Annotated in this window: 21 protein-coding genes and 1 pseudogene; 5 read left to right on the top strand and 17 right to left on the bottom strand. The window is 69.7% G+C overall.

The features are described from left to right. Window positions 1-47 precede the first annotated feature (47 nt). From ACWCO8_RS17650 to ACWCO8_RS17615, 8 genes are all read right to left on the bottom strand, one after another. Complete coding sequence (locus tag ACWCO8_RS17650) at window positions 48-1,241, bottom strand: protein-L-isoaspartate O-methyltransferase family protein (RefSeq protein WP_451032955.1); 1,194 nt, start codon at window positions 1,239-1,241, stop codon at window positions 48-50. Between the two features lie 138 nt (window positions 1,242-1,379). Beyond that, a complete protein-coding gene (locus ACWCO8_RS17645; RefSeq protein WP_451032954.1) occupies window positions 1,380-2,018 on the bottom strand; it encodes a sodium:solute symporter family transporter in 639 nt (212 codons plus the stop codon). Further along, window positions 2,015-2,224 carry a hypothetical protein gene (locus ACWCO8_RS17640; protein ID WP_451032953.1) on the bottom strand — a complete coding sequence of 70 codons (210 nt, stop codon included), beginning with the start codon at window positions 2,222-2,224 and terminating at the stop codon, window positions 2,015-2,017. Before ACWCO8_RS17640 ends, ACWCO8_RS17645 begins: the two co-directional genes overlap by 4 nt. 321 nt (window positions 2,225-2,545) lie before the next feature. Further along, on the bottom strand, window positions 2,546-2,773 hold the full coding sequence (locus tag ACWCO8_RS17635; RefSeq protein ID WP_451032952.1) for a hypothetical protein: 228 nt from the start codon (window positions 2,771-2,773) through the stop codon (window positions 2,546-2,548). After that, a complete protein-coding gene (locus tag ACWCO8_RS17630; protein WP_451032951.1) occupies window positions 2,770-3,084 on the bottom strand; it encodes a DUF4387 domain-containing protein in 315 nt (104 codons plus the stop codon). Before ACWCO8_RS17630 ends, ACWCO8_RS17635 begins: the two co-directional genes overlap by 4 nt. Window positions 3,085-3,088: 4 nt before the next feature. After that, window positions 3,089-4,450, bottom strand: a complete 1,362-nt coding sequence (locus tag ACWCO8_RS17625; RefSeq protein ID WP_451032950.1) for an acyclic terpene utilization AtuA family protein — start codon at window positions 4,448-4,450, stop codon at window positions 3,089-3,091. A 54-nt stretch (window positions 4,451-4,504) separates the two neighbouring features. Then, entirely contained in the window at window positions 4,505-5,722 is a 1,218-nt protein-coding gene (locus ACWCO8_RS17620; RefSeq protein WP_451032949.1) for an MFS transporter, read from the bottom strand. A gap of 169 nt (window positions 5,723-5,891) precedes the next feature. After that, window positions 5,892-6,608 (bottom strand): GntR family transcriptional regulator, encoded by a 717-nt coding sequence (locus ACWCO8_RS17615; RefSeq protein ID WP_451032948.1) that lies wholly within the window; start codon window positions 6,606-6,608, stop codon window positions 5,892-5,894. A gap of 89 nt (window positions 6,609-6,697) precedes the next feature. Between ACWCO8_RS17615 and ACWCO8_RS17610 the strand changes: the two genes are divergently transcribed. Continuing rightward, entirely contained in the window at window positions 6,698-6,937 is a 240-nt protein-coding gene (locus ACWCO8_RS17610; protein WP_451032947.1) for a hypothetical protein, read from the top strand. Between the two features lie 227 nt (window positions 6,938-7,164). Here the strand turns inward: ACWCO8_RS17610 and ACWCO8_RS17605 are convergent, their stop codons facing one another. The 4 genes from ACWCO8_RS17605 to ACWCO8_RS17590 all read right to left on the bottom strand — a co-directional run bounded on the left by ACWCO8_RS17605 (window position 7,165) and on the right by ACWCO8_RS17590 (window position 10,524). Continuing rightward, the gene (locus tag ACWCO8_RS17605; RefSeq protein WP_451032946.1) at window positions 7,165-7,716 is read right to left on the bottom strand and encodes an OsmC family protein; all 552 of its coding nucleotides are present in this window, start codon (window positions 7,714-7,716) and stop codon (window positions 7,165-7,167) included. A 154-nt stretch (window positions 7,717-7,870) separates the two neighbouring features. Beyond that, window positions 7,871-8,650: an SDR family NAD(P)-dependent oxidoreductase gene (locus tag ACWCO8_RS17600; protein WP_451032945.1), complete on the bottom strand. Its 780-nt coding sequence runs from the start codon at window positions 8,648-8,650 to the stop codon at window positions 7,871-7,873. A 78-nt stretch (window positions 8,651-8,728) separates the two neighbouring features. After that, a complete protein-coding gene (locus ACWCO8_RS17595; protein WP_451032944.1) occupies window positions 8,729-9,262 on the bottom strand; it encodes a DinB family protein in 534 nt (177 codons plus the stop codon). Window positions 9,263-9,651: 389 nt separating this feature from the next. Next, a complete protein-coding gene (locus tag ACWCO8_RS17590; RefSeq protein WP_451032943.1) occupies window positions 9,652-10,524 on the bottom strand; it encodes a LysR family transcriptional regulator in 873 nt (290 codons plus the stop codon). Between the two features lie 143 nt (window positions 10,525-10,667). On the opposite strand from ACWCO8_RS17590, the pseudogene ACWCO8_RS17585 reads away from it, so the two are divergent. The 3 genes and pseudogenes from ACWCO8_RS17585 to ACWCO8_RS17575 form a co-directional block, all read left to right on the top strand. After that, window positions 10,668-11,024: pseudogene (locus ACWCO8_RS17585) on the top strand (alcohol dehydrogenase catalytic domain-containing protein); the annotation flags it as partial. Window positions 11,025-11,322: 298 nt separating this feature from the next. Beyond that, window positions 11,323-11,694: a zinc-binding dehydrogenase gene (locus ACWCO8_RS17580; RefSeq protein WP_451032942.1), complete on the top strand. Its 372-nt coding sequence runs from the start codon at window positions 11,323-11,325 to the stop codon at window positions 11,692-11,694. A gap of 110 nt (window positions 11,695-11,804) precedes the next feature. Next, window positions 11,805-12,899 carry a flavin monoamine oxidase family protein gene (locus tag ACWCO8_RS17575; RefSeq protein ID WP_451033322.1) on the top strand — a complete coding sequence of 365 codons (1,095 nt, stop codon included), beginning with the start codon at window positions 11,805-11,807 and terminating at the stop codon, window positions 12,897-12,899. Between the two features lie 66 nt (window positions 12,900-12,965). Here ACWCO8_RS17575 and ACWCO8_RS17570 read toward each other — a convergent pair whose 3' ends face one another. After that, window positions 12,966-15,191, bottom strand: a complete 2,226-nt coding sequence (locus tag ACWCO8_RS17570; protein ID WP_451032941.1) for an MMPL family transporter — start codon at window positions 15,189-15,191, stop codon at window positions 12,966-12,968. A 114-nt stretch (window positions 15,192-15,305) separates the two neighbouring features. Between ACWCO8_RS17570 and ACWCO8_RS17565 the strand changes: the two genes are divergently transcribed. After that, window positions 15,306-15,926 carry a TetR family transcriptional regulator gene (locus tag ACWCO8_RS17565; RefSeq protein ID WP_451032940.1) on the top strand — a complete coding sequence of 207 codons (621 nt, stop codon included), beginning with the start codon at window positions 15,306-15,308 and terminating at the stop codon, window positions 15,924-15,926. A gap of 617 nt (window positions 15,927-16,543) precedes the next feature. Here ACWCO8_RS17565 and ACWCO8_RS17560 read toward each other — a convergent pair. The 4 genes from ACWCO8_RS17560 to ACWCO8_RS17545 all read right to left on the bottom strand — a co-directional run bounded on the left by ACWCO8_RS17560 (window position 16,544) and on the right by ACWCO8_RS17545 (window position 21,265). Beyond that, a complete protein-coding gene (locus tag ACWCO8_RS17560) occupies window positions 16,544-17,902 on the bottom strand; it encodes an aldehyde dehydrogenase family protein (RefSeq protein ID WP_451032939.1) in 1,359 nt (452 codons plus the stop codon). A 217-nt stretch (window positions 17,903-18,119) separates the two neighbouring features. After that, window positions 18,120-19,130 (bottom strand): hypothetical protein, encoded by a 1,011-nt coding sequence (locus ACWCO8_RS17555; RefSeq protein WP_451032938.1) that lies wholly within the window; start codon window positions 19,128-19,130, stop codon window positions 18,120-18,122. A gap of 137 nt (window positions 19,131-19,267) precedes the next feature. Further along, window positions 19,268-20,137 (bottom strand): SDR family oxidoreductase, encoded by an 870-nt coding sequence (locus ACWCO8_RS17550; protein WP_451032937.1) that lies wholly within the window; start codon window positions 20,135-20,137, stop codon window positions 19,268-19,270. A gap of 165 nt (window positions 20,138-20,302) precedes the next feature. Continuing rightward, a complete protein-coding gene (locus ACWCO8_RS17545; RefSeq protein ID WP_451032936.1) occupies window positions 20,303-21,265 on the bottom strand; it encodes an oxidoreductase in 963 nt (320 codons plus the stop codon). Window positions 21,266-21,753: the final 488 nt, after the last annotated feature.

Genomic DNA, 21,753 nt, shown 5'->3' with positions numbered 1-21,753 from the left:
GTAGGCGATGTCGAGACCACGGGTACCGGCCGGAGTTGTGGGGGGATTCAGGCAGCGGTCGCGAGCGTCGCGGGGGAGTCGACCCACGGGGCTGACGAGCCGTCCGGCCCGACGGTGAGCCCATACCGGCCGACCGTGGGGCGGCCGAGCCGCTCCCACTGCGTATGGGCGGCGTGGATCTCGTCCCACAGCCTCCGGGGGCCAGCCTGTGTGACGGTAAACCGGTCGGAGCGCTGGCCGTCGTAGTTGACGGTCGCCCACGAGGCGGTGGTGTCGTCGCCGATCTCCAAGCGGGCCGGGGCGTGTTCGCCGCTGGTGTCCCAGGCGAACCATGCGCCGGGCACGGCGAGCCCGATGTGGAACTCGGCATCCAGGTCACCGCCCGCGACCACCCACGGCGACAGGCTCGTCGACGTCTCGACGGCGGCGCCCGCCGGCACCGCCTCGGCGGCGACCTGGCCGGGCGCCGTCGCGGTGGGGTTGCGCATGGGCATGAAGGCGGCGAACGGATGGAACCGGCCCTGCGCGGCGCCGTCGTCGTCGACGGTCAGAGCGAGGGTGCCGTAGCGGCACCAGGACGACGTCCAGGGCGTCACGATCCGCCCTCCGGCGGCGGTCTGACTAAGCCAGGCGGGCGGGATGTGGTCGACGGAGAACGTCGCGACGATCCGCTCGTATGGACCGCACGGTGCCCAGCCGGCCGCCGCGTCCCCGCACACGACCGCCGGTGTGTAGCCGACCGCCTTCAGGTTCCGCTCCGCCTGCCCGGCGAGCACGGGGTCGAGCTCGATGGTTGCTACAGCGTTCTCGCCCGCGAGAGCGCACAGCAGCGCCGCGTTGAACCCGGTGCCCGCCCCGAGCTCCAAGTGCCGCCAACGACCACCCACGCCACCTCCCTCCGAACTCCGGGGAGGGGTGTGGAGGCCGGCGAGCATCAGCATCCGTACGACCATCGAGGGCATCGACGCCGACGATGACGGCAGCCCATCGGTGAACTGGGTGACGAGCGGCGCATCTGAGTACGCCGCGGCCATCCACGCCTCCGGTCGCTCGGCCCGGTCGCACGGTTCGTAGCCGCCCTCTCCGTCTCGGAGCCAGATCCGGTCCGGGACGAACAGGTGCCGCGGTACAGCTCGTACGGCGGCCGCGATCCGCGCGGGAACGGGCTGGCCGAGCTGGCCGGCGATGTCGTTGAGCAACCGGTCCACGGCTGGGACCGGAGCGGGGGAAGGGACGGTCATGAGTCAGCTCTTCTTCGGCGGGGGCGGCGGCGGGGGAGGGGGCGGCGGGACAGGCCGGTTCGGCTGATGCCCGTCATCCCCCACGGGCGAGCGGTGCTTGCCCTGTATCGCCTCAGACACCGTGTCCTCCTCGAGGTCTCAGGCACCACCGTAGAAGCAGACCGGCCATGGCGGCAGGGCGCACACAGGCCAACGCGCCCAACGGCAACGGGTCACCGCCAGCACGGCGTCCGGCCGTATGGCGGGTCGGCGGACCGTTTCGCCGGTGAACCTCTTCACCCACAGGGCTGAGCTGTGCGCGAAACCGCTGGTCGGCACCCGGAGGTGGCCGTTGCTGGCGACCTTCAGCTGCACCACGGTCAGCGGCACGCACACCAGCAGCGTGACCACGGCGGCCGCGGCGCGTACGGGCTGGCCGGTGAAGCGTGTGTTGAGGACGCCGCCGAGGGTGAAGGCGCCGGTGCGGCGGACGGGTTCGGCCAGCAGCAGGAGGATGATCAGGGCGGCGATGCTGCTGGCGGTGAAGGCCATGCCGTCCTGTCCGGCGAGCGCGATAGTGCCGACAGGCACGAGGAGAGCGGTGACGGAGATGTAGTCGCCGCACATGGCGATTCCGTTGCGGAGGGAGGCGAGGGTGCGGTTCGCGGTCAGGAATCCGGAGATGGTGTCCTCGCTCGCGCCGACGATCAGGCAGAGGAAGAACGCGGCGACGATGACCAGGAGGAACGCGGTCAGTGAGGTGCCGAAGCCGCCGTAGACGGCGAAGGTCGTGGTCATCTCTCTTCCCCCTTGGCCGCTGTGTCGCCCGTGGAGGGGTCGAGGTGGCGGGCGCAGGCCCGGTCGAACCAGATGGCGCTGGTGGCCAGGGTGAGGACGTACAGGGCGATGAGGGCCATGCCGAGAGTCAGAGGCCCGGCAATGCGGGTGGCCAGGCCGTCCTGAACGATCCAGCTCAGGACGATGACACCACCAGCGGCGCCCACGTTGACGGCGGTGAGGCGTGTGCGCAGGCGGACGGTGGTGGCGAGGAGGTGCGGGGGTGTGGCGGCCGGCCGGGGGCCGGTTGGCGGGCTGGAAGGCGGCGAAGGGTTCGTTGGGGGCGGGCATGTGCGGCTCCGGGACAGGCGCGTGCGGTGAGGATGTGCCCCGGGATCGCCGGCTGCGGGAGGAAGGCGGGAGGGTGGCCTGCCCGCCGGGGGTTGGTACGGGCAGGCCACGTGAGTGGGTGCCCTTCGCGGGGAGGCGAAGGGCACCCCGCAGCCCGCGACGGGGGGACGCGGGCTGGCTATGAGGGGTGCGCTGTTTCAGGCGCTGAGGGGCCGGACGGCGGGCGGTCCGGTGATGAGGTCGAGGACCGTCTGGACGAGGGCGGTGGCCTGCTTGAGGGCGTGCGCGTGGTCGAAGGCTTCGACGATCCAGGTCCGGGAGGCGTGGATCGTGCGGCCTTCGAGGATCCGGCGGGTGGGGACGGTGATGACCCATGACACCGGCAGTCCCCGGGGGATGGGGACGGCTGGCGGGGGGCTGGTCATGCCGGGACCACATCCATGTCCATCAGCGGCGCGTACTGCTGGCCGGCGTAGCAGTCGGTGTCGTCCAGGCTGCCCTGGACCACCGGGCGCGGCAGCGACACCTTCACCGCGAGAGCGAGCGGGTGGTGGACCAGCAGGATCTTGTCCGGGTCGGTGTCGAAGAGTGTGGCGAACAGCTGCTTGTTCAGGAAGCCGGTGGCCACCAGGGCCTCGTAGCTCTCTTGGTCGTGGCACATGAAGTCGAAGGTCAGGGCGAAGGGGCTGGCGTTCTTCGAGCGCACCAGGGAGCAGTAGTCGAGCAGGGTGGTCATGGGGTTAGAGCTCCTCGGTGGTGGTGCGGAACAGCTCGGTGGGGGTGATGCCGGTGACGACGTGGTTGAGGGTGAAGCGGTAGAGCGGGCCGCGGTCCATCTCGGGCGGCGAGAAGGGGTACGCGAGGGTGGAGACCAGGCCGTCGTATTGCGGGATCGGCAGGTGGCTGCTGGCGTGGGCGACGAAGGTGGCGACGGCGTGCGCGGTCTCCTGGTCGGGCGCGGTGACGGTGATCAGGACGCCGAGCTCGCGCGGGTCGAGCGGGTCGGGCTCGCTTCCGGCGAGGACGGCGCCGGCGCCGTAGAGGCGGTAGTCGATGTCGATGTCGGCGGGGTTGACCGCGCCGCGGAAGACGTCGGCGATCTTCGCGTCGAAGTAGTGCCTGGCCATCGGCAGGAGCTTGGGCAGGGTGTCGATGACGACCTTGTCGCGTACGCCGCCGATGATGACGGTCTGGTAGCCGACGAGTTCGGCGCCTTCGAGCTTGTTGGTGTAGCCGTCGGCGGGGACGTAGCGGGCGCCGCGAACGCGGACCGTCTGCTCGTCGACCGTCTCGTAGGTGGCGTCGGTGGTGTCCAGGACGCCGGAGGGCTCGGCGATGTGGAACGGGTCGGCGTTCTCGTACAGGGTGTGCGCGGCGACCGAGCGCGGGGTGAGGCGGCTGCCAGTGGCGAGGGTGGTGACGTCGAAGTGGTCCTCGCGCAGGGTGGCGAGCAGGCCGTTGGCGGACGGCGGGATCGCGCACGCGGCACCGCACTCGATGGTCTTGGCCATGTGCCACGTCAGGCCCGGGTCGGCGCCCTTGAGGTGCGGGAGGGCGGCGAACAGGGCGGTGTCGCTGGCACGGCCGGCCAGGATGACGTCGCACCCGTCCGTCAGAGCTTCCTGGATGGGCTCGACGCCCATCATCGCGACGGTGTGGCCGCGCTCGAAGACCTCGCGGTCGATGCCGGGGGCGTGGGGCAGGGGGACGATGCGGCCGTCGTCGTAGAAGTCTTCGAGGCGCTCGACGGGCTGGTCGGAGTAGATCAGGCCCAGCTTGAAGTGGAGGTCCTCCTCGGCGGCGATGGCGCGGGCGAGGTCGGCGACCGAGTCGACGCCGACGTCGCGGCCCGAGGTGCCGCAGGAGCCGATGATCAGCGGCACACCCAGCTCGTCACGGGCGCGCAGCAGCAGGCGCAGGTCACGGGCGACGGCCTGGGCGGAGAGCTTGGGGGTGCCGGAGCCGAGGGCGGAGGGCCCGGAGTCGGTGGAGCCGGCGTCGCAGGCGATCACGTCCGGGCGAGCGGCGACACCGCGCGCGAAGGCGTCGGCGTCGAACCCGGCGCCGAGTGCGCCGGTGGGGGCCAGGATGCGGAGTTCCATGAGTGTGGTGCCTTTCGGTGATACGCGTGCGGAGGCGGAAGACGAGGGGGGTGCTCAGGCCGCGGATCGGTCGGGGACGCGGCGGGCCAGGCGGGTGAAGACGAGAAAGGTGATGACGGCGAAGACGGCGGCGTTGAGCAGCATGTAGCGCCAGTCGGTGAGGTCGATCGTGGTGCCGAGGATGCCGGGGCCCAGTGCCATCCCGGACTGCGACGCGATCGTGTACAGGGCGGTGTAGGTGCCCAGGACTTTCTGGGTGGGGGCGAGGTTCCACAGGGCGACGAGCGCGTTGACAGCGAATGAGGCGTAGCCGAGGGAGGAGAGGACCATCGCGGTGATCGTGCCGGGGACTGTCGGCCAGATGAACCCGACGAGCAGTCCGACGATGAACAGCCCGACGCCGTAGCGCATCGACCGCAGCTGGCCGAGCCGGTTGGAGAGGTACGCGATCGGCAGGACGCAGACGAGGAAGGCGATGGCGCCGGGCAGGGCCAGACCGCCGGCCTCGCCGCGGGTCAGGCCGAGGACCTGTGTGCCGTACGGGGTCATCAGGGAGCGGAGCGCGGACCACATGCCGGCGAAGCAGAAGATGCCGATCATCAGCAGGAAGGTGGGGCTGGAGGGTGTGCGCAGCGCGTCCTTCATCACCGCGAACGGCGAGGTGAACTCTCGTGCCGTCTCGGTCTTGTCCTCGGGCAGCACCGTCTGGCTGTGGCGGCGGCCGAGGAACGTCCAGGACAGGCCGAGCATGATCAGCATGAGCAGTGGTGGGATCGCGAACGCCAGGTGCAGGGAACGGTCGACGACCAGGAGGCTGATGAGGGAGGAGACGATGATCGTCAGTGCTGCGCCGGCCTTGATGAAGCCCTGGGCTTTGCTGCGCTGCGAGCGGACGACGTAGTCGGAGACCAGTGTTTCGGTGACGCCTTTGAAGGCGTTGGCGATGGCGGCGAAGCCGACGACGCAGATCATGAGCATGAGCAGGTTGTTCGCCCAGGGGATCATGACGAACGGCACGGTCGCGGCTGCGGCGCCTACGAGGACAATGGGCCAGCGGCCGGTGCGGCGGCGGACGAGTTTGTCGGAGAAGAACCCGACGAACGGCTGGGTGAAGATGCCCCAGGAGTGGTCCAGGCCCATGATCAGGCCGATCACGCCCGCCGAGGCGAAGTAGTGCCGCAGCTGTTCGGGGACCTGGGCGTCATAGAAGTTCCAGACCGCCTCTTGGGCAAACACCGCGAGGGTCACCCACAGCACCGCGCTGCGGTTCATGCGCTCACCCGCGCCTGGCGGAGGCGGGGTGGCGGCGGCCGGCCCGGGGGCGGGCGGTGAATCGGGCATCATGACGACTCCTGTGCTACATGCTATAGCAAAAGGGTGGTGCCTGCGCGCGGAGCGCGTCCCAACGCCGGGTAGCGGGGCAGGCAGTGATAAGAAATTGTCAGCTCTGGGAGAGCTGGACGAGCGCGGCGCGGTGGTGGCGCGCGGCAAGATCCTCAGCTCGGTCCTCGTCCCGTTCGAGGAGAGCGTCCAGGAGCTCGCGGTGCTCGTGGTAGCGGGCGCGAAACTCATCCGCCCGCTCAGGTGCGATCTTCATGGTCAGGTCGAGCCGTTCCTCGTCGCTGAAAGCTCGGGCCTGGTTCAGCAGGCCCTCCAGGACGGGGTTGCCCACACACTCCTCCACCTGGTGGTGGAACAGGCGCAGCTTGTGGAAGACGGCCGTGAGCTGGTCGGCGACGTCGGCTTCCAGGCCCTGCTCGGCGACCGCCTTCTCAACTTCGGCCACGATCCGGTCAGCCTGCGCGAGCAGGGAGACAAGGCCGGTGAGCTGATCTGCGGTCGCGTTGCGGGCCGCGAGGCGGGCCATCAGCCCTGACAGCCGGACCTCCGCCTCGACGATCTCGGAGCGGGCCGCCGGTGAATGCGCGGCGATCCGCAGTGCGCGAGGGCCGACGCGTTCGACGACCTTCTCGTGCACGAGTTGGCGCAGCGCCTCCCGGACAGGGGTGGGGCTGACACCCAGCCGGGACGCCAGATCACGTTCGGTGATCTTCTCGCCCGGCCGCAGTACGCCGTCCCGGATCGCGTCTCGAAGACGCCGGTAGGCCTGGTCGGCCAGCGACGTCGTCTCCACGGGACCCAAAGCATCAGTGCTCATGCCAGCAAGAGTGGCTCCTGCTATAGCAAACAGTCAATGGGTCGGCAGTAAATCGTTGGTCAAGCACTCACCAGCCAACCACCTGTCCGGTGCTCGCTCGCGTGGTCATGGCACCCGCGATCGCCGTCGCCACCGCAGGCGTACGCAGCGCGGAGGCCGGGGTGGCGTCGGCGATGGTGAACACCAGTCAGCAGATCGGCGGCTCGATCGGCACCTCCGTCCTCAACGCCCTGGCCACCAGCGCCACCATCACCTACCTCCACGGGAAACTGCCGAACGAGTCCACTGTGGCCCAGGCGCAGCTGCACGGATATGACACCGCCTACTGATGGTCGGCGGCGTTCATCGCCGCCGGCCTGCTGATCATCGTGATCCTCTACCGCAGCGGACCGCCCACCGGCGGGCCCTCGTCGCCTGCCGCTGTACCAGCCGGCCAGGAGAAGGCAGGCACTGCACCGAAAGGGCCGTGCCACTGACCTGTCCCCATTCCTGTCCGAGCCGTAGTGCGGGTCCTCGGGCCGGGGCGTGCCCGACGGCAGGGCTGGTCCTTCGCCGCTCAGGCGAGGGTGGTGACGACCTCGACGGGGTTGACGAGGGTGTCGCGGATCGGGGAGTGCTTCTCGACGAGGGCGACGAGCTCTGCGACCTGTTCCCGGGTGGTGCCGGGGGCGTCCACGTGCAGGCGGACGCGGATCTGCTGGAGGCCGGGCCGGACGGTGGGGTCGGTGCCGAGGAAGCCGCGCAGGTCGACGTCGCCTTCGAGGTCGAGGCGGAAGCCTCCGAGCTCGATGCCCCGGGAGGCGGCATGGGCCGCGAGGGTGACGGTGTAGCAGCCGGCGAGAGCCTGGAGCAGGTACTCGGCGGGCGAGACGGCGGTGTCGCTGCCGAGGAGGGCGACCGGCTCGTCGCTGCTCAGGGTGTACCGGGCGACACGCGTCTCGTCGCATTCTCCGCCTGCGGTGAGGGCGCCGGTCTGGGCGTCCAGGCGGCAGCCGCCGTTCCACGAGCCGCTCAGAGAGAAGGTGGCCTGCCCGGCCAGGGGGTTGGCCTGGACGGCGGACTTGGTGTCCGCGAGGGCCTGGATGTCGATGTCGTTGACCGTGGTCATGGAAGCACTGCTCCTTGAGGATGTGGTCCAGTCCTTGCCTGAGGAACGGGTCGGGTCCGCCGCTTTCGGGCGGGCCGGTGTGCCTTCGGGCCCGACGGTGTCCACCGCACCGGGCCGGCCCGAAGGACTAGGTGTCTGGGCCGGGGGCGGTGGGTCAGTTGCGGCCGGCCATGACGCCGCCGTCGATGTCCCAGACGGCGCCGGTGACCCAGTCGGTCTGGCCGGAGAGGAGGAAGGTGACGGCGGCGGCGATGTCGTCGGGGGTGCCAGTGCGGCCGATCGGGTGGAAGTCGTTGAAGCCGTCGAGCGCGGAGTCGACGTCGGACTTCGGGATGAACTCTTCGTAGATCGGGGTGCGCACGACGGCGGGGGCGACGGCGTTGACGCGGATCCCGTGCGGGGCGAGCTCCATCGCCAGGTGCTGGGTGAGGGAGTGCAGTGCCGCCTTGGCCATCGAGTACGCGGAGGAGGGGGTGGCGGCGATGGCCTGGTGGGCCCACATGGAGCCGATGTTGACGATGGAGCCCTTGGCGCCGCGCTCGATCATGTTGGCGGCGACGGTCTGGGTGAGGAAGAAGAAGGCCCGGTTGATGGCCTGATAGCGGTCGTAGTCGTCGCCGGTGTGCTCCAGGAAGGGCTTCGGGGCGAAGACGCCGGCGGCGTTGACCAGGAGGGTGGCGTCGGCGTGCTCCTCGGTAAGGGTGGTGCGCAAGGCGTCGACGACGGCGGGCTCGGCCAGGTCGGCCGCCAGACCGTACACCTGGCCGTGGGCGGACAGCGCGGCCTGGGCCTCATCGGCGCCTGCCTGGGCGCGGCCGGTGACGACTGCGCTGCCGCCGGCTTCGAGGACGTGGCGGGCGATTGCGTAGCCCATACCGCTGGTGCCGCCGATGATGATGACCTTCTGGCCGGTGAAGTCGAGCGTGGTGGACATGGTGGTGCTCCTGTTGCAGGTCGGATTCCCGGGCGCCGCTGTGCGCGGGGTCCGGGGGCAAGGGGGTGGTGGGGGTGGTCAGGTGTAGGAGTTGCAGACGAGGTAGCCGTCGACGCGGGCGAGCCGGCCGGAGACGGGGTCAGGTGGAAGCGCGTGGCCGAGGTTCTCGGCGCGGACCTCGCTGATCCACTGGTCGTGCTGGTACTCGTGGTTGATCAGCGCCACCAGCAGATGGGCGCCGACGACCGTCAGCTGGGTGGGGGCGCCGACGCGGCTGGCGGCGATGTCGCCGATGCGGGCGTGGACGCGTTCGGCGACGGTGTCGCGGAACGCGGCGAGCCGGCTCACCGTGGGCAGGGCGCCCCGAAATTTCTCCGGGTTGGCCGAGTCCATGAGCCCGTCGAGTTCCGGGTCGGGGCTGGGTTCGGCCGCGGTCAGATTGCGGATCATGAAGTGGCCGACGTGGGCCTGGTGGCCGAGGTGCCAGCCGATGGCGCTGGAGTTCTCGTGCGGGCGCCAGGTCACCTCGTCAGGGGAGAGGTCTTTCCACAGATCGTCCGTGTAGGCCCGTGCCCTGTCGTACTCGCGCAGCAGGTCGCGAAGGTCGTGCATGGCTCCGCCTGTCAGTGGGAGGGGGAAGCACGTGGCCGGGGGGCGACGCTCAGATCGTGTCGTGGACACGAACGTCGGGTGCGGCCTTGGCAGTGGCGACAGCGCGCCGGTCACGTCGCGGGTGAACAGCTCGCCGGACAGGTAGGCGCGGGCGCCGGCTGCGGCCTCGACGCCGTGGAGGACCTGGACGCCCTCTGCGCGTGGGAGCAGCTCGCTGCCGACGGCGCTGGCGACGATGTCGCGGTCTGGAGATAAGTCATGGTTATGCCTCACTTCTCGGCAGGTGTTCAGCGAAGCGGGTGTTGCCGCGACGTGTCTGCCAAGTTAGGCATTGTGCGCAAGGTCCGGTAGGGGATCTCGCTGAATCCAGCTATAAGCGATGCGTATGGCTAGCGGCGGGCGGCCGCCAGGCTGTCGGCCAGACGCAGGAGGTCGGCGGCGAGCGGGGTGTCGGCATTCCAGACCGCTTCGAAGGAGATCTGCACTTCCCGGCCGTCGTCCATGAGGGGCCGGTGGGGGACGTCGGGTGCGGTGAGTTTGGAGCGGGGCACCATGGCCGAGCCGAGTCCGAGCTTGGTCCAGTCCTCCAGGACCTGGTAGCTGGCCGCCTCGCCGGGATAGGTCTGCAGGGGCATCTCGTGGGCCTGGAACAGCTGGGTGGTGAAGGTGGTCAGGCCGCAGGTGTCGGGCACGAGGATGAAGCACTCCTTGCCGGCGTCCGCGAGCTCCAGCGGGGCAGCCTGTTCTGCGTCGGGGCTGACGACAACGATCGGCTCGACGTCGATGACCCGGTGCTCGAAACGCGGCATCGCTGTCACGGCGGGAATCAGGATGATGTCGAGCTGCCCCGCGAGCAGGCACTCCCGCAGATCCTGCATGTTCGCCTCGCGCAGCACGAGGTCGCGGGGGGCCGGGAGGGCCTGGACCATGCTGAAAGCGCGGGCGACCAGGTGGGACCCGATCAGTGGTGAGACGCCCATGCGGATCCTCTGCTCGCCCGGCTCGGTTAGACGCTTCGCCTCGGCCGCGACTGCGTCGAGAGCGATCAGGGACCGTTCGATCAGCGGCAGGATCCGGGCGCCGAAAGCCGTGAGGGTGACGCCTCGCGGCGAACGGTGGAACAACTTCTCGCCGAGCCGATCCTCCAGCTTCGCCACTCCGTTGGACAGCGCCGGCTGGGTGACCCCGTAGGCACGCGCGGCAGCGCTGAACGACTTCGTCTCGGCCACCGCCTGCGCGTACCGCAGGCCTTCGAGATTCAAGCGATCAATCATAGCCATCGCTTATTGCCTCATTCACTCGTGTCGCCTACTGGCACTGATGAGGGCCACCTACGGTGAAACCTCTGCCGATCAAGCATAACCAGTGCTATATACGGCGTCGGTATGAGAGAACCGGAAGACCCATGTCGAACACTGCTGTGACGATGGTTGTGACCGAGCCGCAGGGCCCCGTGCATCCGGTGCCTGTCGAGACGGCTTCGCCGGCCGGCGGCTGGGTGCGGGTGACCGTCGCGGCCAGCGGGGTCTGCAACGCCGACATCGGCACGGCCAAGGCCGCCGGTCCCCGCACTGGCTTCCCTGTCACCCCCGGGCACGAAGTCGCCGGTGTCGTCGCCGAGATCGGTGACGATGTGCGGGGCTGGTCCGTCGGGGAACGGGTGGTGGTCGGCTGGTTCGGTGGCAGCTGCGGACACTGCACCTTCTGCCGGGCAGGCGACGTCGTCCACTGCCCCGAACGCAAAGTGCCCGGGCTGTCCTACCCCGGCGGCTGGGCCCAGTCGCTCACCGTGCCCGCCGACGCCCTCGCCCGCGTCCCGGACGGACTCGGCCTCGTCGACGCGGCCTCGTTCGGCTGTGCGGGCGTGACGGCATTCAACGCCGTCCGCAAGGCTGGCATCCGCGCCGGGGGAAGGGTGGCCGTCTTCGGGATCGGCGGTCTGGGCCACCTCGCCGTCCAGTTCGCCTGCCGTCTGGGCTACGAGACGATCGCGATCGCCCGCGGCACCGACCGCGAAGCCGTCAGCCGTGAACTCGGCGCCCACCACTACCTCGACAGCAGTGCCCGCGCCTGGCGCCGCTCTCAAGGAGCTCGGCGGCGCCGACCTCATCGTGTACACCGCCTCCTCCACCGCCCCGGCCGACGAACTCCTCACCGGCCTGAACGTCCATGGCCGGCTCACCCTCGTCGGCGTCGACGCCGGCGCTCTCACCGTCCCCGCCGCCCAGCTCGTCATGAACGGCCACACCCTCACCGGGTACCTGACCGGCACTCCGCGCGAAACGGAAGAGGCGATGGCGTTCGCCGTCACCCACGACATCCGCCCCGTCATCGAACGGCTGCCGATCACGCAGGCAGACGAGGCCGTCCACCGGCTGCGAGGCGGCCATGCCCGTTTCCGCATCGTGCTGGACCCCAACGCCACGATCTGACCAGCCGTTTCGCCGTCCGCCCACTGCGCGGGGACGGCGTCCGAGTCATCGCGACAAGGCACTGCACGAGCCGGACGGTTCGCAGTGCCGCCCGCAGAAGGGAAACACCCATGTCCGATCAGGACCGGCACGACGTGATCGTGGTCGGCGCTGGCATATCCGGACTGGCCACCGCCGCCACCCTGCACGCCGCCGGCGTCGACACCGTCTGTCTGGAAGCCCGCGACCGTGTCGGAGGACGCCTGCTCTCCACCCCCGTACCGGGCACTGGGCGTGCCCTGGACCTCGGGGCCACCTGGTTCTGGGACGGCGAGCTACGCGTGAGGGACCTGGCTGCGCGTGTGGGGCTGGAGACCTTCGAGCAGCCACTTGCCGGCGACACCATGCTGGAGGAAGCGGGCGGTGTACGGCGGCTCACCGGCAACCTGATCGACGGCCCGTCCTACCGCTTCGCCACCGGAGCCCAGCACCTGGCCACCGCCCTGGCCGCCGAACTGCCCACCGACCGGCTTCGCCTGGGCACACCTGTCCTGGCCGTCCGCCCGGACGGTCTGCGGGGCCTGCACGTACGGACGGCTGCCGGTGAGCTGCAGGCCCGCCACGTGGTCCTGGCGCTGCCTCCCGCTCTGGTGATGGAGCGGATCGACTTCGGCGACGCTCTGCCCGCCGAACTGGCGCGCCTGGCACGGGCCACGCCGGTGTGGATGGGGAACGCCGTCAAGATCGTCGCCCAGTACCCGTCCGCGTTCTGGCGTGACAACGGCCTGGCGGGTGCGGCGTTCAGCCGTAGCGGTCCGCTGCAGGAGATCCACGACATGTCCGGTCCCAGCGCATCGCCCGCCGCCCTTTTTGGTTTCGCCCATGCCCGGACGATCGGGCCTGGGCTGGAGCGGGTGACTGACCAGCTTGCCCGGCTTTTCGGGCCGGAGGCGGCCACGCCTACCTCACTGCATCTGCAGAATTGGAGCGTCGAGCGGTGGACCGCGCCGTCGACCGTGCAGCACCTGGGCGACTACTCGCTTTTCGGTCATCCCCTTTATCGGCGCGCGGCGCTGGACGGCCGGCTGCACTGGGCTTCGACGGAGACATCGGCCGGGCATGCCGGGCACATCGAAGGTGCCCTGGCCGCCGCTGAACGGACCGCTCAGACCGTGCTGACATCACGCGGCCGTGAGACGGACGCACCGTCGGCCCTGAGGAACTGACGGCTGCCGACGTGAGAAGGGGCCCCGCGCGCCGTCGCGCGGGGCCCCTTCGTGGGTGGGCCGAGGTCACCTAGGGGCCTCGACGGGCGCCGGCGCGGGGCCGGCGGGCTGCGGGGTGTGGGTCAGGCGGTTGCCTTCGATGTCGAGGTCGGGCAGGCGCTTGGCGAGCCAACCGGGCAGCCACCAGGCGGCGTTGCGGGTGAGGGCCAGGATGGCGGGGACGAGCGTCATGCGGACGATGAACGCGTCGATGAGGACGCCGAGGGCGAGGGCGAACGCGATCTGCTTGAGGATCATCGACTCGCTGTGCACGAACGCGGCGAACACCGAGATCATGATCAGCGCGGCGGCGGTGACGACACGGGCGCTGTGGCGGGCGCCGGAGTGGATGGCGTTCAGGGGGCTGCGGGTGTGGTGGTAGGTCTCGTGGATGCGCGAGACGAGGAAGACCTCGTAGTCCATCGCGAGGCCGAACAGGACCGCCATCACCACGACGGGCAGGAACGAGGCGATCGGAGTGGCGCCGTCCGCGCCGACCAGGGACTGGAAGTGTCCGTTCTGGAAGACCGTGACCGCAGCGCCGAACGTCGCGGCGATCGACAGCAGGAACCCGAGGGCGGCCTTGACGGGGACGACGATCGAGCGGAAGACGACGAGCAGGAGCAGCAGCGACAGGCCGACGACGACCGCGCCGAAGGGGACGAGCGCGGAGGACAGCTGGGCGGAGACGTCGATGGAGACGGCCGTCTTGCCGGTGACGCGGATGCCGGCGCCGGTCTCCTTGGCGATGGCCGCTTCCTTGTCGCGGATGGTGGTGACGAGGTCCTGGGTGGCCTTGGAGTCCGGTGCACTCTTGGGGACGACCTGGACGATGGCGTAGCTGTCGGCGTCGTTCAGCGACGGCGGAGCGACGGCGGCGACGTCCGGAAGGGCCCCCAGGCCCTTCGCGATGGTGGCGGCGGCCTGCTGCGGGTTCACGGCGCCGCTGGCGTCGGCAAGCACGATCAGGGGGCCGTTGAAGCCAGGGCCGAACGCCTTGTCGATGGTGTCGTAGGCGGCGCGCTGGGAAGTGTGGGCTGGGGCGGAGCCGTTGTCGGGCAGCGCGAGGGTGAGGTTCTTCGCCGGCCAGGCGAGCGCGCCGAGCGCAGCGAGGACCGCGAGGACCGTCAGCCAGGGCTTGGCCGTGGCCAGGCGGACCCACTTCTCGCCCGCGTTGACGGCCCTGCCGTTCTTCGGGCCGTCGGCGACGGCCTGCTCACGGCGGGCGGCGCGGGAGCCGGGCTTGGGTGCGAGGCGGCGGCCGGCGAACCCGAGGATCGCAGGCAGCAGCGTCAGGGCGACGGCGACGGCGGCGAACACCGCGAGCGCGGCGGCCAGGCCCATGACGGTCAGGAACGGGATGCCGACGACGGACAGGCCCGCCATGGCGATGATGACGGTGAGGCCGGCGAAGACGACCGCGCCGCCCGCGGTGCCGGTGGCCAGTCCGGTGGCATGCTCGGGCTCGTCGCCCTGGGCGAGCTGGGAGCGGTGGCGGGTGAGGATGAACAGGGCGTAGTCGATGCCGACCGCGAGCCCGATCATCAGCGCGAGCGTCAGGGCGGTGGAGGAGATCGCCGCCACGCCGGTCAGCGACAGCACCCCAGCAACTCCGGCGACGACGCCGACGAGCGCGGTCAGCAGCGGCATCCCGGCCGCGAGCAGGGAACCGAAGGTGATGGCGAGGACGATGACGGCGACGCCGACGCCGATGAGGTCCTGGGCGCCGGGCTGGGCTCCGCCGCCGCCGAGCGCAGCGCCGCCGAGGTCGACATCCAATCCCGCGGCGCGGGCGGGGGCCGCGGTGGCGTCGAGCTTGTCGAGGCTGGTGGAGTTCAGGTCGTCCTTGACGACGCTGTAGGAGACCTGCGCGACCGCGACCTGCCGGTCGGCGGAGACCGTGCCGGCCTTCGCCGGGGTGGTGACCTTGACGACCTGCGGCGCATTCGCGGCGCCCGCGAGGGCCTGGTCGATCGCGGCGGCGTAGCGCGGGTCGGTGACCTTCTGTCCGGCCGGCGCGGTGAACACCAGCTGGGCGCTGGTGCCGGCGGTGCCGGGGAACTCTCTGCCCATGGTGTCGAGAGCCTGCTGGGACTCCGAGCCCGGGATGGAGAAGTCGTCGTTCAGCTTGCCGACGCCGCCGAACAGGGACATCGCCGCGATCACGGCCGCCAGGACGGCGAGCCATAGGGCGATGACCAGCTTGCGGTGGCGGAAGCTGGCCCGGCCCAGCCGGTACAGAAGGGTGGCCATGGAGGTGCTCCAGGTGAAGGGCGCGGGGGTTCACCCCGGCGCGTAAAGTGGCAGCACTGCCACTTTACAGAAAACTGGCAGTACTGCCACTTTTGGTCTGGGGTACGGGAAGGGATGATCGCGGGCATGGACAGTCCGGGACGCCGTGAACAGAACAAGCAGAAGACCCGCGCCGCGATCGAGGAGGCCGCAGCCCGGCTCTTCTCTGAGCGCGGCTTCGCCCATACGACCGTCCGCGACATCGCGCAGGCGGCGGGCGTCGGTGAGCGGACCTTTTTCCGCTACTTCCCGACCAAGGAGTCCCTGGTCGCCGGCCAGGTGCGCGAGCTGATCCCCCGCTTCGCTGAGCTGCTGACCGGCCGCCCGGCCGACGAGGCCCCATACACCGCCATGCGCAACGCGGTGCTGGAGCTGGTCGCGCAGTACGACGTGCCGCCGGCCATCTTCATCACCGGCCCTCCCGGACGCCTCGGTCCCGACACCCGCGCCGACCGCTTCTTGCTCTCCGATCTGGAAAGCGCCCTGTCCGAGGCCCTGCTGCAGCGGCTGAAGGCCGCCGCACCGAAGACGGACGCCGCGCGGTTGCGCCTGCACGCGGCGGTGAAGGCCCGCGCCGGCGTGTCCGCGCTGCGTGCCCTGTTCACCATCTACGCCGACGACGCCACCGATCCCCGTACGATCGGCCAGCTCGCCGACCTGATCAAGGACACGTTCGCCGCGCTCGAAAGCTCCTGACGCCTCGTGCGTCGGCAGAGCGGAGCCGTTCCCGCTCGGAGTGGTGCCGCTGCGTGGGAAGGATGCCGTTAGAGGAATGCCCACGGGCGTTCGTGCCGGATTGATGGCCAATGGCGCTGTGACGGCCGCTGGACGTCCCCGCCTGTGCCTGGCAGCTGCTTCGGAGCGGGGAATACCGCATGGTTCGAATGACGCCGCCTGCCAGCTGAACAGACCCCGTGGAGTGCGGCGCGGCGGGAGGCGTACGCGAACGACCAGAACAGCCTGGACACGCTGATCGCGGTCTCCGCCGCCTCTAACCGCTCCAAGAGCGACAAGGACCCGGCCGAATGGCTGCCCTCCGACGGCTCCTACCACCGCACCTACGCCGCGACCTGGGTCGGCACGAAACTACGCTGGGACCTGGCCGTCGACGAGGCCGAGCGGCAGGCCCTCCTCGGACTTGCCGAGGACTGCTCTACCACCACCGTCGTCTACGAGCCCGCCCCGTGGCCGACTGCCCCTGACAGGCAACGGGTTTCAGTGGCCGCGCAGATGTCCCGGGGCGCTTGGCCCGGGGACGCCTGAATACCCAGGGCCGCCCACTCGGTTGAGTGAGCGGCCGGGACCTCGTCCGTTCAGAGGGTGACGACGACGAACTTGGTCTGTGTGTAGTGGTGGAGGGCTTCTATGCCCATCTCGCGGCCGTATCCGCTGTTCTTGTAGCCGCCGAAGGGACCTTCGACCAGGCCTGCCTTCCAGCCGTTGACGAAGACCGTGCCGGCCTCCAGGCGGGCGGCGAGGCGGTGGGCGCGGCCCAGGTCGGTGGTCCACACTCCGGCCGACAGACCGTAGTCGGTGTCGTTGGCGAGCTGAACGGCGTGCTCTTCGTCGCTGAAGCGGGTGACGGTCAGGACGGGGCCGAAGACTTCCTCACGGGCGATACGCATGTCGTTGGTGACGTCGGTGTAGACGGTCGGCTGCAGATACCGGCCGGCCTTCTCGGCGACCTCGCCACCTGTCGCGAGCGTGGCCCCCTCCTTGTGGGCGATGTCGAAGTACTCCTGCACCTTGTGGAACTGGGCCTCGGTCACCGTCTGGCCGTAGGACTCGCCAACGGTGACGTCGCGCAGTTCGGTCAGGATCGCGTCGACGAACTGGTCGTGGATCTCGTCGGCGACCAGAAGACGGGGCAGCGAGAAGCAGATCTGTCCGGCGTTCGCGGTGAACGCGAACACCACGTCCTTCGCCGCGGCCTGAAGATCGGCGTCCGCGAAGACCACGTTGGCCCCCTTGCCGCCCAGTTCCAGGGTGACGGGGATCAGCCGCTCGCCGGCCTCGCGGGCGATAGAACGGCCGGCCGCGACCGAGCCGGTGAACGCGATCTTCCGCACGCGCGGGTGCGCGACCAGGGCCTTGCCCACGCCGTCGCGGTCACCAGTGACCACGTTGAGGACACCGGCCGGCAGTCCGGCCTCGGACGCGATCCGGGCCATCTCCAGCGTGGTCGCCGAGGTGAACTCCGAGGGCTTGCTCACCACCGTGTTGCCGGCGGCCAGAGCCGGGGCGATCCCGCGCGCGGCCTGGTTGATCGGGGCGTTCCAGGGAGTGATGACCCCGACGACGCCGAAGGGCTCCCGCCGGGTGAAGGCGTGGGAACCGGCGCCGAGGTCCACGGTGTCACCCTGGGGAAGGTTCACCAGACCGGCGTAGTACTCGAAGAAGTCGGCCGCCCAGGTCAACTCGAAGGGTCCCTGCCACTCCGGCTTGCCGCCCTCCGCGGCCTCCAGCGCCCCCAGCCGGGCCGCATCGGCCCGCAGGCGTACGCCAATCTCCGTCAGGATCCGGCCCCGCTCGGTCGGCCTGAGGTCCCGCCACTCCGCGAGAGCGGCGGACGCCGCGTCCACCGCCCGCTCCACGTCGTCGGGGGAACCCACCGCGATCTCGCCGACCGCTGCGTCCGACCAGACGCTCCATTCGCCGTTCGCGGGAGCCATTTCCTGACCGTTGACCCAGTGTGAATAACGCTTCGTCATCGCAGCATTCCTTTGCGTTTCTTCAGATTTCCGACGGATGGGATCGCGGCCCGTACACGCCTTGACCGCTGTGATCGAGTGGAAGAGATGACACCCGTGCCGATCCCGGGGGAATGACGGCCGGTCAGCCGGCTGTCGCCCGGAATTCGGGCTGGGAGCGTTTCTCGTCTTCCGGGGTTCAGGACCGGCTCTGCACGATCTTGGCGAGGCGGGCGGCCTGCTCGTCGATGGCCTGCGGGCCGTTACCGGTCAGCAGGGCGTGCTTTTCGTCCCAGACCACCTTGACCCCCGAGGGGTTGAGGGCGAGGCTGACGTCGTATCCGGCGTCCTTGAGTGCCACGTCGACGAAGTACGGAAGCCGTGTGCGCTGCCCGGGAACCTTGGGGTACTGCGAAGCGAGCACGATCCGTTCGGCGACCTGCGCGAACGTGGTGATCTTGGCGCCCTTGAAGCCGTGCCGGTTGTTGGTGATGACCTCTCCGTCCCTGCGGACGCGGTACCGGGCCGAGGTGAGCGCGACCGGGCCGTGGCAGATGAGTGAGATCGGGACACGGTTCTCCCGCAGGCTGTTCAGCAGTTCACCCATCCACGGGTTGGCGTGGAAGTCGACCATCGGACCGTGACCGCCGGGCGCGTGCATGAAGGCGACGTCCCGGAAGGAGAACGGTTCGTTGGGGTCACGGTCCTTCTCGACCAGTTCCTGGATGGAGAAGTACTTCTTCTCCGGCAGGGCCTCGAAGCCGGCGACGACCTCGTCCCGGATGGAGATGGCCTCCTTGTCCGTCTTGGGCAGGGGCTCGGAGACGGGGATGCGTCCGAGATGGCGTCGGCCCAGGGCGAGTTCGTCGTTGCGGCGCTTGACGAGCTTCGGGTTCTTCTTCCGCATACCTTCGGGAGTGAAGTTCTTGCGGGAGCTCTGGATCGTCGTGCGCGCCGCCACGCTGCCGGTGTTCTTGCCGCCCATGAAGTTGAGCCCCAAGCCGTTGACGTCGATCTGCGGCGGCTTGCCGTCCGGCGTGACGAGGATGAAGTCGTAGTCCTTCTCGAACTGTGCCAGGACCGCGGCGACCTCGACGAGGAAGAATCCGGTGGGGAGACCGGGGTGGTCGACGGGCTCACTCAGGTGGAGCGTGCGCGCCGAGGAGAGCACGATGAGGGCCTGGGGCCGTGAGGTGGCGGAATTGGACATGGCGGTTGTCTCCGGTCTAGGTCTGGGTGCTGCTGGGCGGCTGGACACCGAAACCGATCCGGCAACGGGCGCAGGGGCGGCGTGTGGTCGCAGCCGTGGCGACTGTCTTCGGCGGGCTGTCGGCGCTGTCCGGTGTGTCAGTTCGCGTTGGCACGGGCTTCGGTGAAGTCGTCGGCGTCGGTGGAGTAGGCGAGATCCTTGGCGGCCTCCAGGGCTGTGAGGCGCTCGCGGAGGCCGGCGGTGACGAGTTCGTAGGCGTCGGAGCCGAGGGTGAGGCGTTTGGGTGCCTCGGCCTGGTCCGCGGAGGCGATGATGGCCGCGGCGATCTTGGCCGGGTCGCCCGGGCTGGGGACGGCGGGCAACTCCCCGGCGAGCATGCGGCGCAGCTGGCCAGGTGCGTGATCGGCGTACTCCTGCATGGGTTCGGCCAGGTCGGCGCTGCCGCCCGCGAACTCGGTACGGGCGCCGCCCGGCTCGACGAGGGTGACGCCGATACCGAAGGGGGCGATGTCGGCTGCGGTGGACTCCCAGAAGCCCTCGATGCCCCACTTGGTGGCGTGGTAGAGGGACAGGGCCGGCAGCGCGATCTGCCCGCCCATGCTGGAGAGCTGGATGATGCGGCCGCCGCCCTGTGCGCGCAGGTGGGGAATCACGGCGCGGGCGAGCTGGATGGACCCGGTGAGGTTCGTTGCGATCTGCCGGTCGATCTGGTCGTCGGAGGCTTCCTCCGCCGCGCCGAGCAGTCCGTAGCCGGCGTTGGACACGACGATGTCGATGTGTCCGAGATCCGCGAACGCCTGCTCGACCACCTGGCGCATCCGGGTGGTGTCGGTGACGTCCATTTCGGTGTGCCAGAGCTGGGAGCCGTACTTGGCTGCCAGGCTGTCCATGGCCGCTGCGTTGCGGACGGTGGCCGCGACGCGGTCCCCGCGGGTGAGCAACTGCTCGGTGAGCTGGCGCCCGAAGCCTGACGACGTGCCGGTGATGAACCACGTCTTGTTCGTCATGTCTGTCTCCTGAAGTTCGGTAGGTGCCGCGTCGGCGGTCCGCAGCCGTCGCCCCTGGCCGCCGGAGGATGCCGGGAGCAGATGGCTGCCGGGGTGAAGGAAGTGGCGGGCGGATGCAGATCAACCACCGTCCCGACCGGCCGATGAGGTGACGCGATCTGCGGGTCAGTTGAAGGCGTTGACTCCGGTCAGTTCCGCCGACCAGGCCCACAGCCGTGCGGCCTCGTCGGGGTCGATCGCGTACTCCTGGACATCGCCCTGTTCCGTAGCGGGGTCGAAGACGGCGGCGACCTCGACGTCGTTGAGGTACAAGCCGCCCTTGCCTTCCAGGAGCGGCGAGGTGGCGGCCCAGACCTGAGTCGCGGCACCAGCCTGAGGCGACTTGCCGAAATTGGGGGTGAGGTTGCCGTCGGCGTCCATGGCACCGGCGGCGATCAGATCGGCATCGCTCAGGTAGCGCCCCAGCGGCGTGGCAATGACGCCGGGGTGCAGGCTGAAAGCGCGGATGCCGGCGTCACGCGCCAGGCGGTCAAGGTGGACGGCGAAGAGGGAGTTCGCGGTCTTCGACTGCCCGTAGGCGGCCCAGCGGTCGTACTCGCTGTGCTCGAAGAACGGGTCGTCCCACCGCATCGGTGAGTAGAAGTGCCCCCGCGAGGAAACCGAGACGACGCGGGCGTCGCTGCTCAGCATGGGCCAGAGCCGGTTGACGAGCGCAAAGTGCCCGAGGTGGTTCGTGGCCACCTGGAACTCCCAGCCCTCGGGGCCGACCCGGGTGAGCGGTGCGGCCATGACACCGGCGCTGTTGATGACCAGGTCGATGCGCCGGCCGCCGGACTCGAGGCTGCGGACGTAAGCGGCGACGCTGTCGAGGTCGGTCAGATCCATCGCACCGACCTCGACTCGGGGAAGGTCCTTCAGCTCCCCGAGGGCGAGGTCCGGACGACGCGCGGGAACCGCGACGGTGGCGCCGGCGCCAGCCAGGGCCCGCGTGGTCTCCAGACCGATGCCGGAGTACCCACCCGTTACGACGGCCAGCCGACCCGTGAGGTCAATCCCGTCGAGTACATCGGACACAGTGCTCTCGGGGCCGAACCCGCTGCCCATGGGAGTCTGCTGTTCCTTTGCCATTGCGCTGTCACCATTTCCGGTACGTGAGTCCTGTCCGAGCGAGGGGTGCAGCCCCATTCCAGGCCGCTCACATCCCCGCTCAAGGAACACGCTACGTCTTCCGATGCGAGAGCATCCATGACAGAAACTCTCACTCTCATACCCCTAAGTCTCATCCAATGGGCGTTGAGGGTATGGGTGTCGGCGAGGTCAGCTGTACGCCAGAAGCCCCGATCGCGGCGGGGTGCGAAATCCGGTCAGCCCTCGGGAGCGGTCCCCACGGCCAGGAAGAGCTGCCCGGCGAAGAGTCGTACGCAGCGCACGTCGGAAGTTCGGCATGCCGTAGCCGTAGCCGTAGCCGTAGCCGTAGCCGCACTGCACGGCAGCGGGCCATTCCGGTGCCAGACGGCAGTCGCCGTCAGGTCCGAAAGTCCCGAGACTCTGGGTTATGTCGATGAGCTTTTTGACCATGGAAGGTATCGACCCGTGAGACGTAGCGTGGCTTTCCA

The sequence above is a fragment of the Streptomyces sp. NPDC001927 genome, from assembly GCF_053594455.1.
This window is presented reverse-complemented; position numbering and strand designations above follow the sequence as displayed.

Excerpts from the sequence above, each read along its gene's own strand:
- ACWCO8_RS17620 (WP_451032949.1), bottom strand. The coding sequence starts at position 5,722 with ATGAACCGCAGCGCGGTGCTGTGGGTGACCCTCGCGGTGTTTGCCCAA.
- ACWCO8_RS17560 (WP_451032939.1), bottom strand. The coding sequence starts at position 17,902 with ATGGCTCCCGCGAACGGCGAATGGAGCGTCTGGTCGGACGCAGCGGTC.
- ACWCO8_RS17605 (WP_451032946.1), bottom strand. The coding sequence starts at position 7,716 with ATGACCACGGTCAACGACATCGACATCCAGGCCCTCGCGGACACCAAG.
- ACWCO8_RS17555 (WP_451032938.1), bottom strand. The coding sequence starts at position 19,130 with ATGTCCAATTCCGCCACCTCACGGCCCCAGGCCCTCATCGTGCTCTCC.
- ACWCO8_RS17595 (WP_451032944.1), bottom strand. The coding sequence starts at position 9,262 with ATGCACGACCTTCGCGACCTGCTGCGCGAGTACGACAGGGCACGGGCC.
- ACWCO8_RS17545 (WP_451032936.1), bottom strand. The coding sequence starts at position 21,265 with ATGGCAAAGGAACAGCAGACTCCCATGGGCAGCGGGTTCGGCCCCGAG.
- ACWCO8_RS17630 (WP_451032951.1), bottom strand. The coding sequence starts at position 3,084 with ATGACCACCCTGCTCGACTACTGCTCCCTGGTGCGCTCGAAGAACGCC.
- ACWCO8_RS17600 (WP_451032945.1), bottom strand. The coding sequence starts at position 8,650 with ATGTCCACCACGCTCGACTTCACCGGCCAGAAGGTCATCATCATCGGC.
- ACWCO8_RS17565 (WP_451032940.1), top strand. The coding sequence starts at position 15,306 with ATGATCGCGGGCATGGACAGTCCGGGACGCCGTGAACAGAACAAGCAG.
- ACWCO8_RS17645 (WP_451032954.1), bottom strand. The coding sequence starts at position 2,018 with ATGACCACGACCTTCGCCGTCTACGGCGGCTTCGGCACCTCACTGACC.
- ACWCO8_RS17570 (WP_451032941.1), bottom strand. The coding sequence starts at position 15,191 with ATGGCCACCCTTCTGTACCGGCTGGGCCGGGCCAGCTTCCGCCACCGC.
- ACWCO8_RS17550 (WP_451032937.1), bottom strand. The coding sequence starts at position 20,137 with ATGACGAACAAGACGTGGTTCATCACCGGCACGTCGTCAGGCTTCGGG.
- ACWCO8_RS17650 (WP_451032955.1), bottom strand. The coding sequence starts at position 1,241 with ATGACCGTCCCTTCCCCCGCTCCGGTCCCAGCCGTGGACCGGTTGCTC.
- ACWCO8_RS17635 (WP_451032952.1), bottom strand. The coding sequence starts at position 2,773 with ATGACCAGCCCCCCGCCAGCCGTCCCCATCCCCCGGGGACTGCCGGTG.
- ACWCO8_RS17625 (WP_451032950.1), bottom strand. The coding sequence starts at position 4,450 with ATGGAACTCCGCATCCTGGCCCCCACCGGCGCACTCGGCGCCGGGTTC.
- ACWCO8_RS17615 (WP_451032948.1), bottom strand. The coding sequence starts at position 6,608 with ATGAGCACTGATGCTTTGGGTCCCGTGGAGACGACGTCGCTGGCCGAC.
- ACWCO8_RS17575 (WP_451033322.1), top strand. The coding sequence starts at position 11,805 with ATGTCCGATCAGGACCGGCACGACGTGATCGTGGTCGGCGCTGGCATA.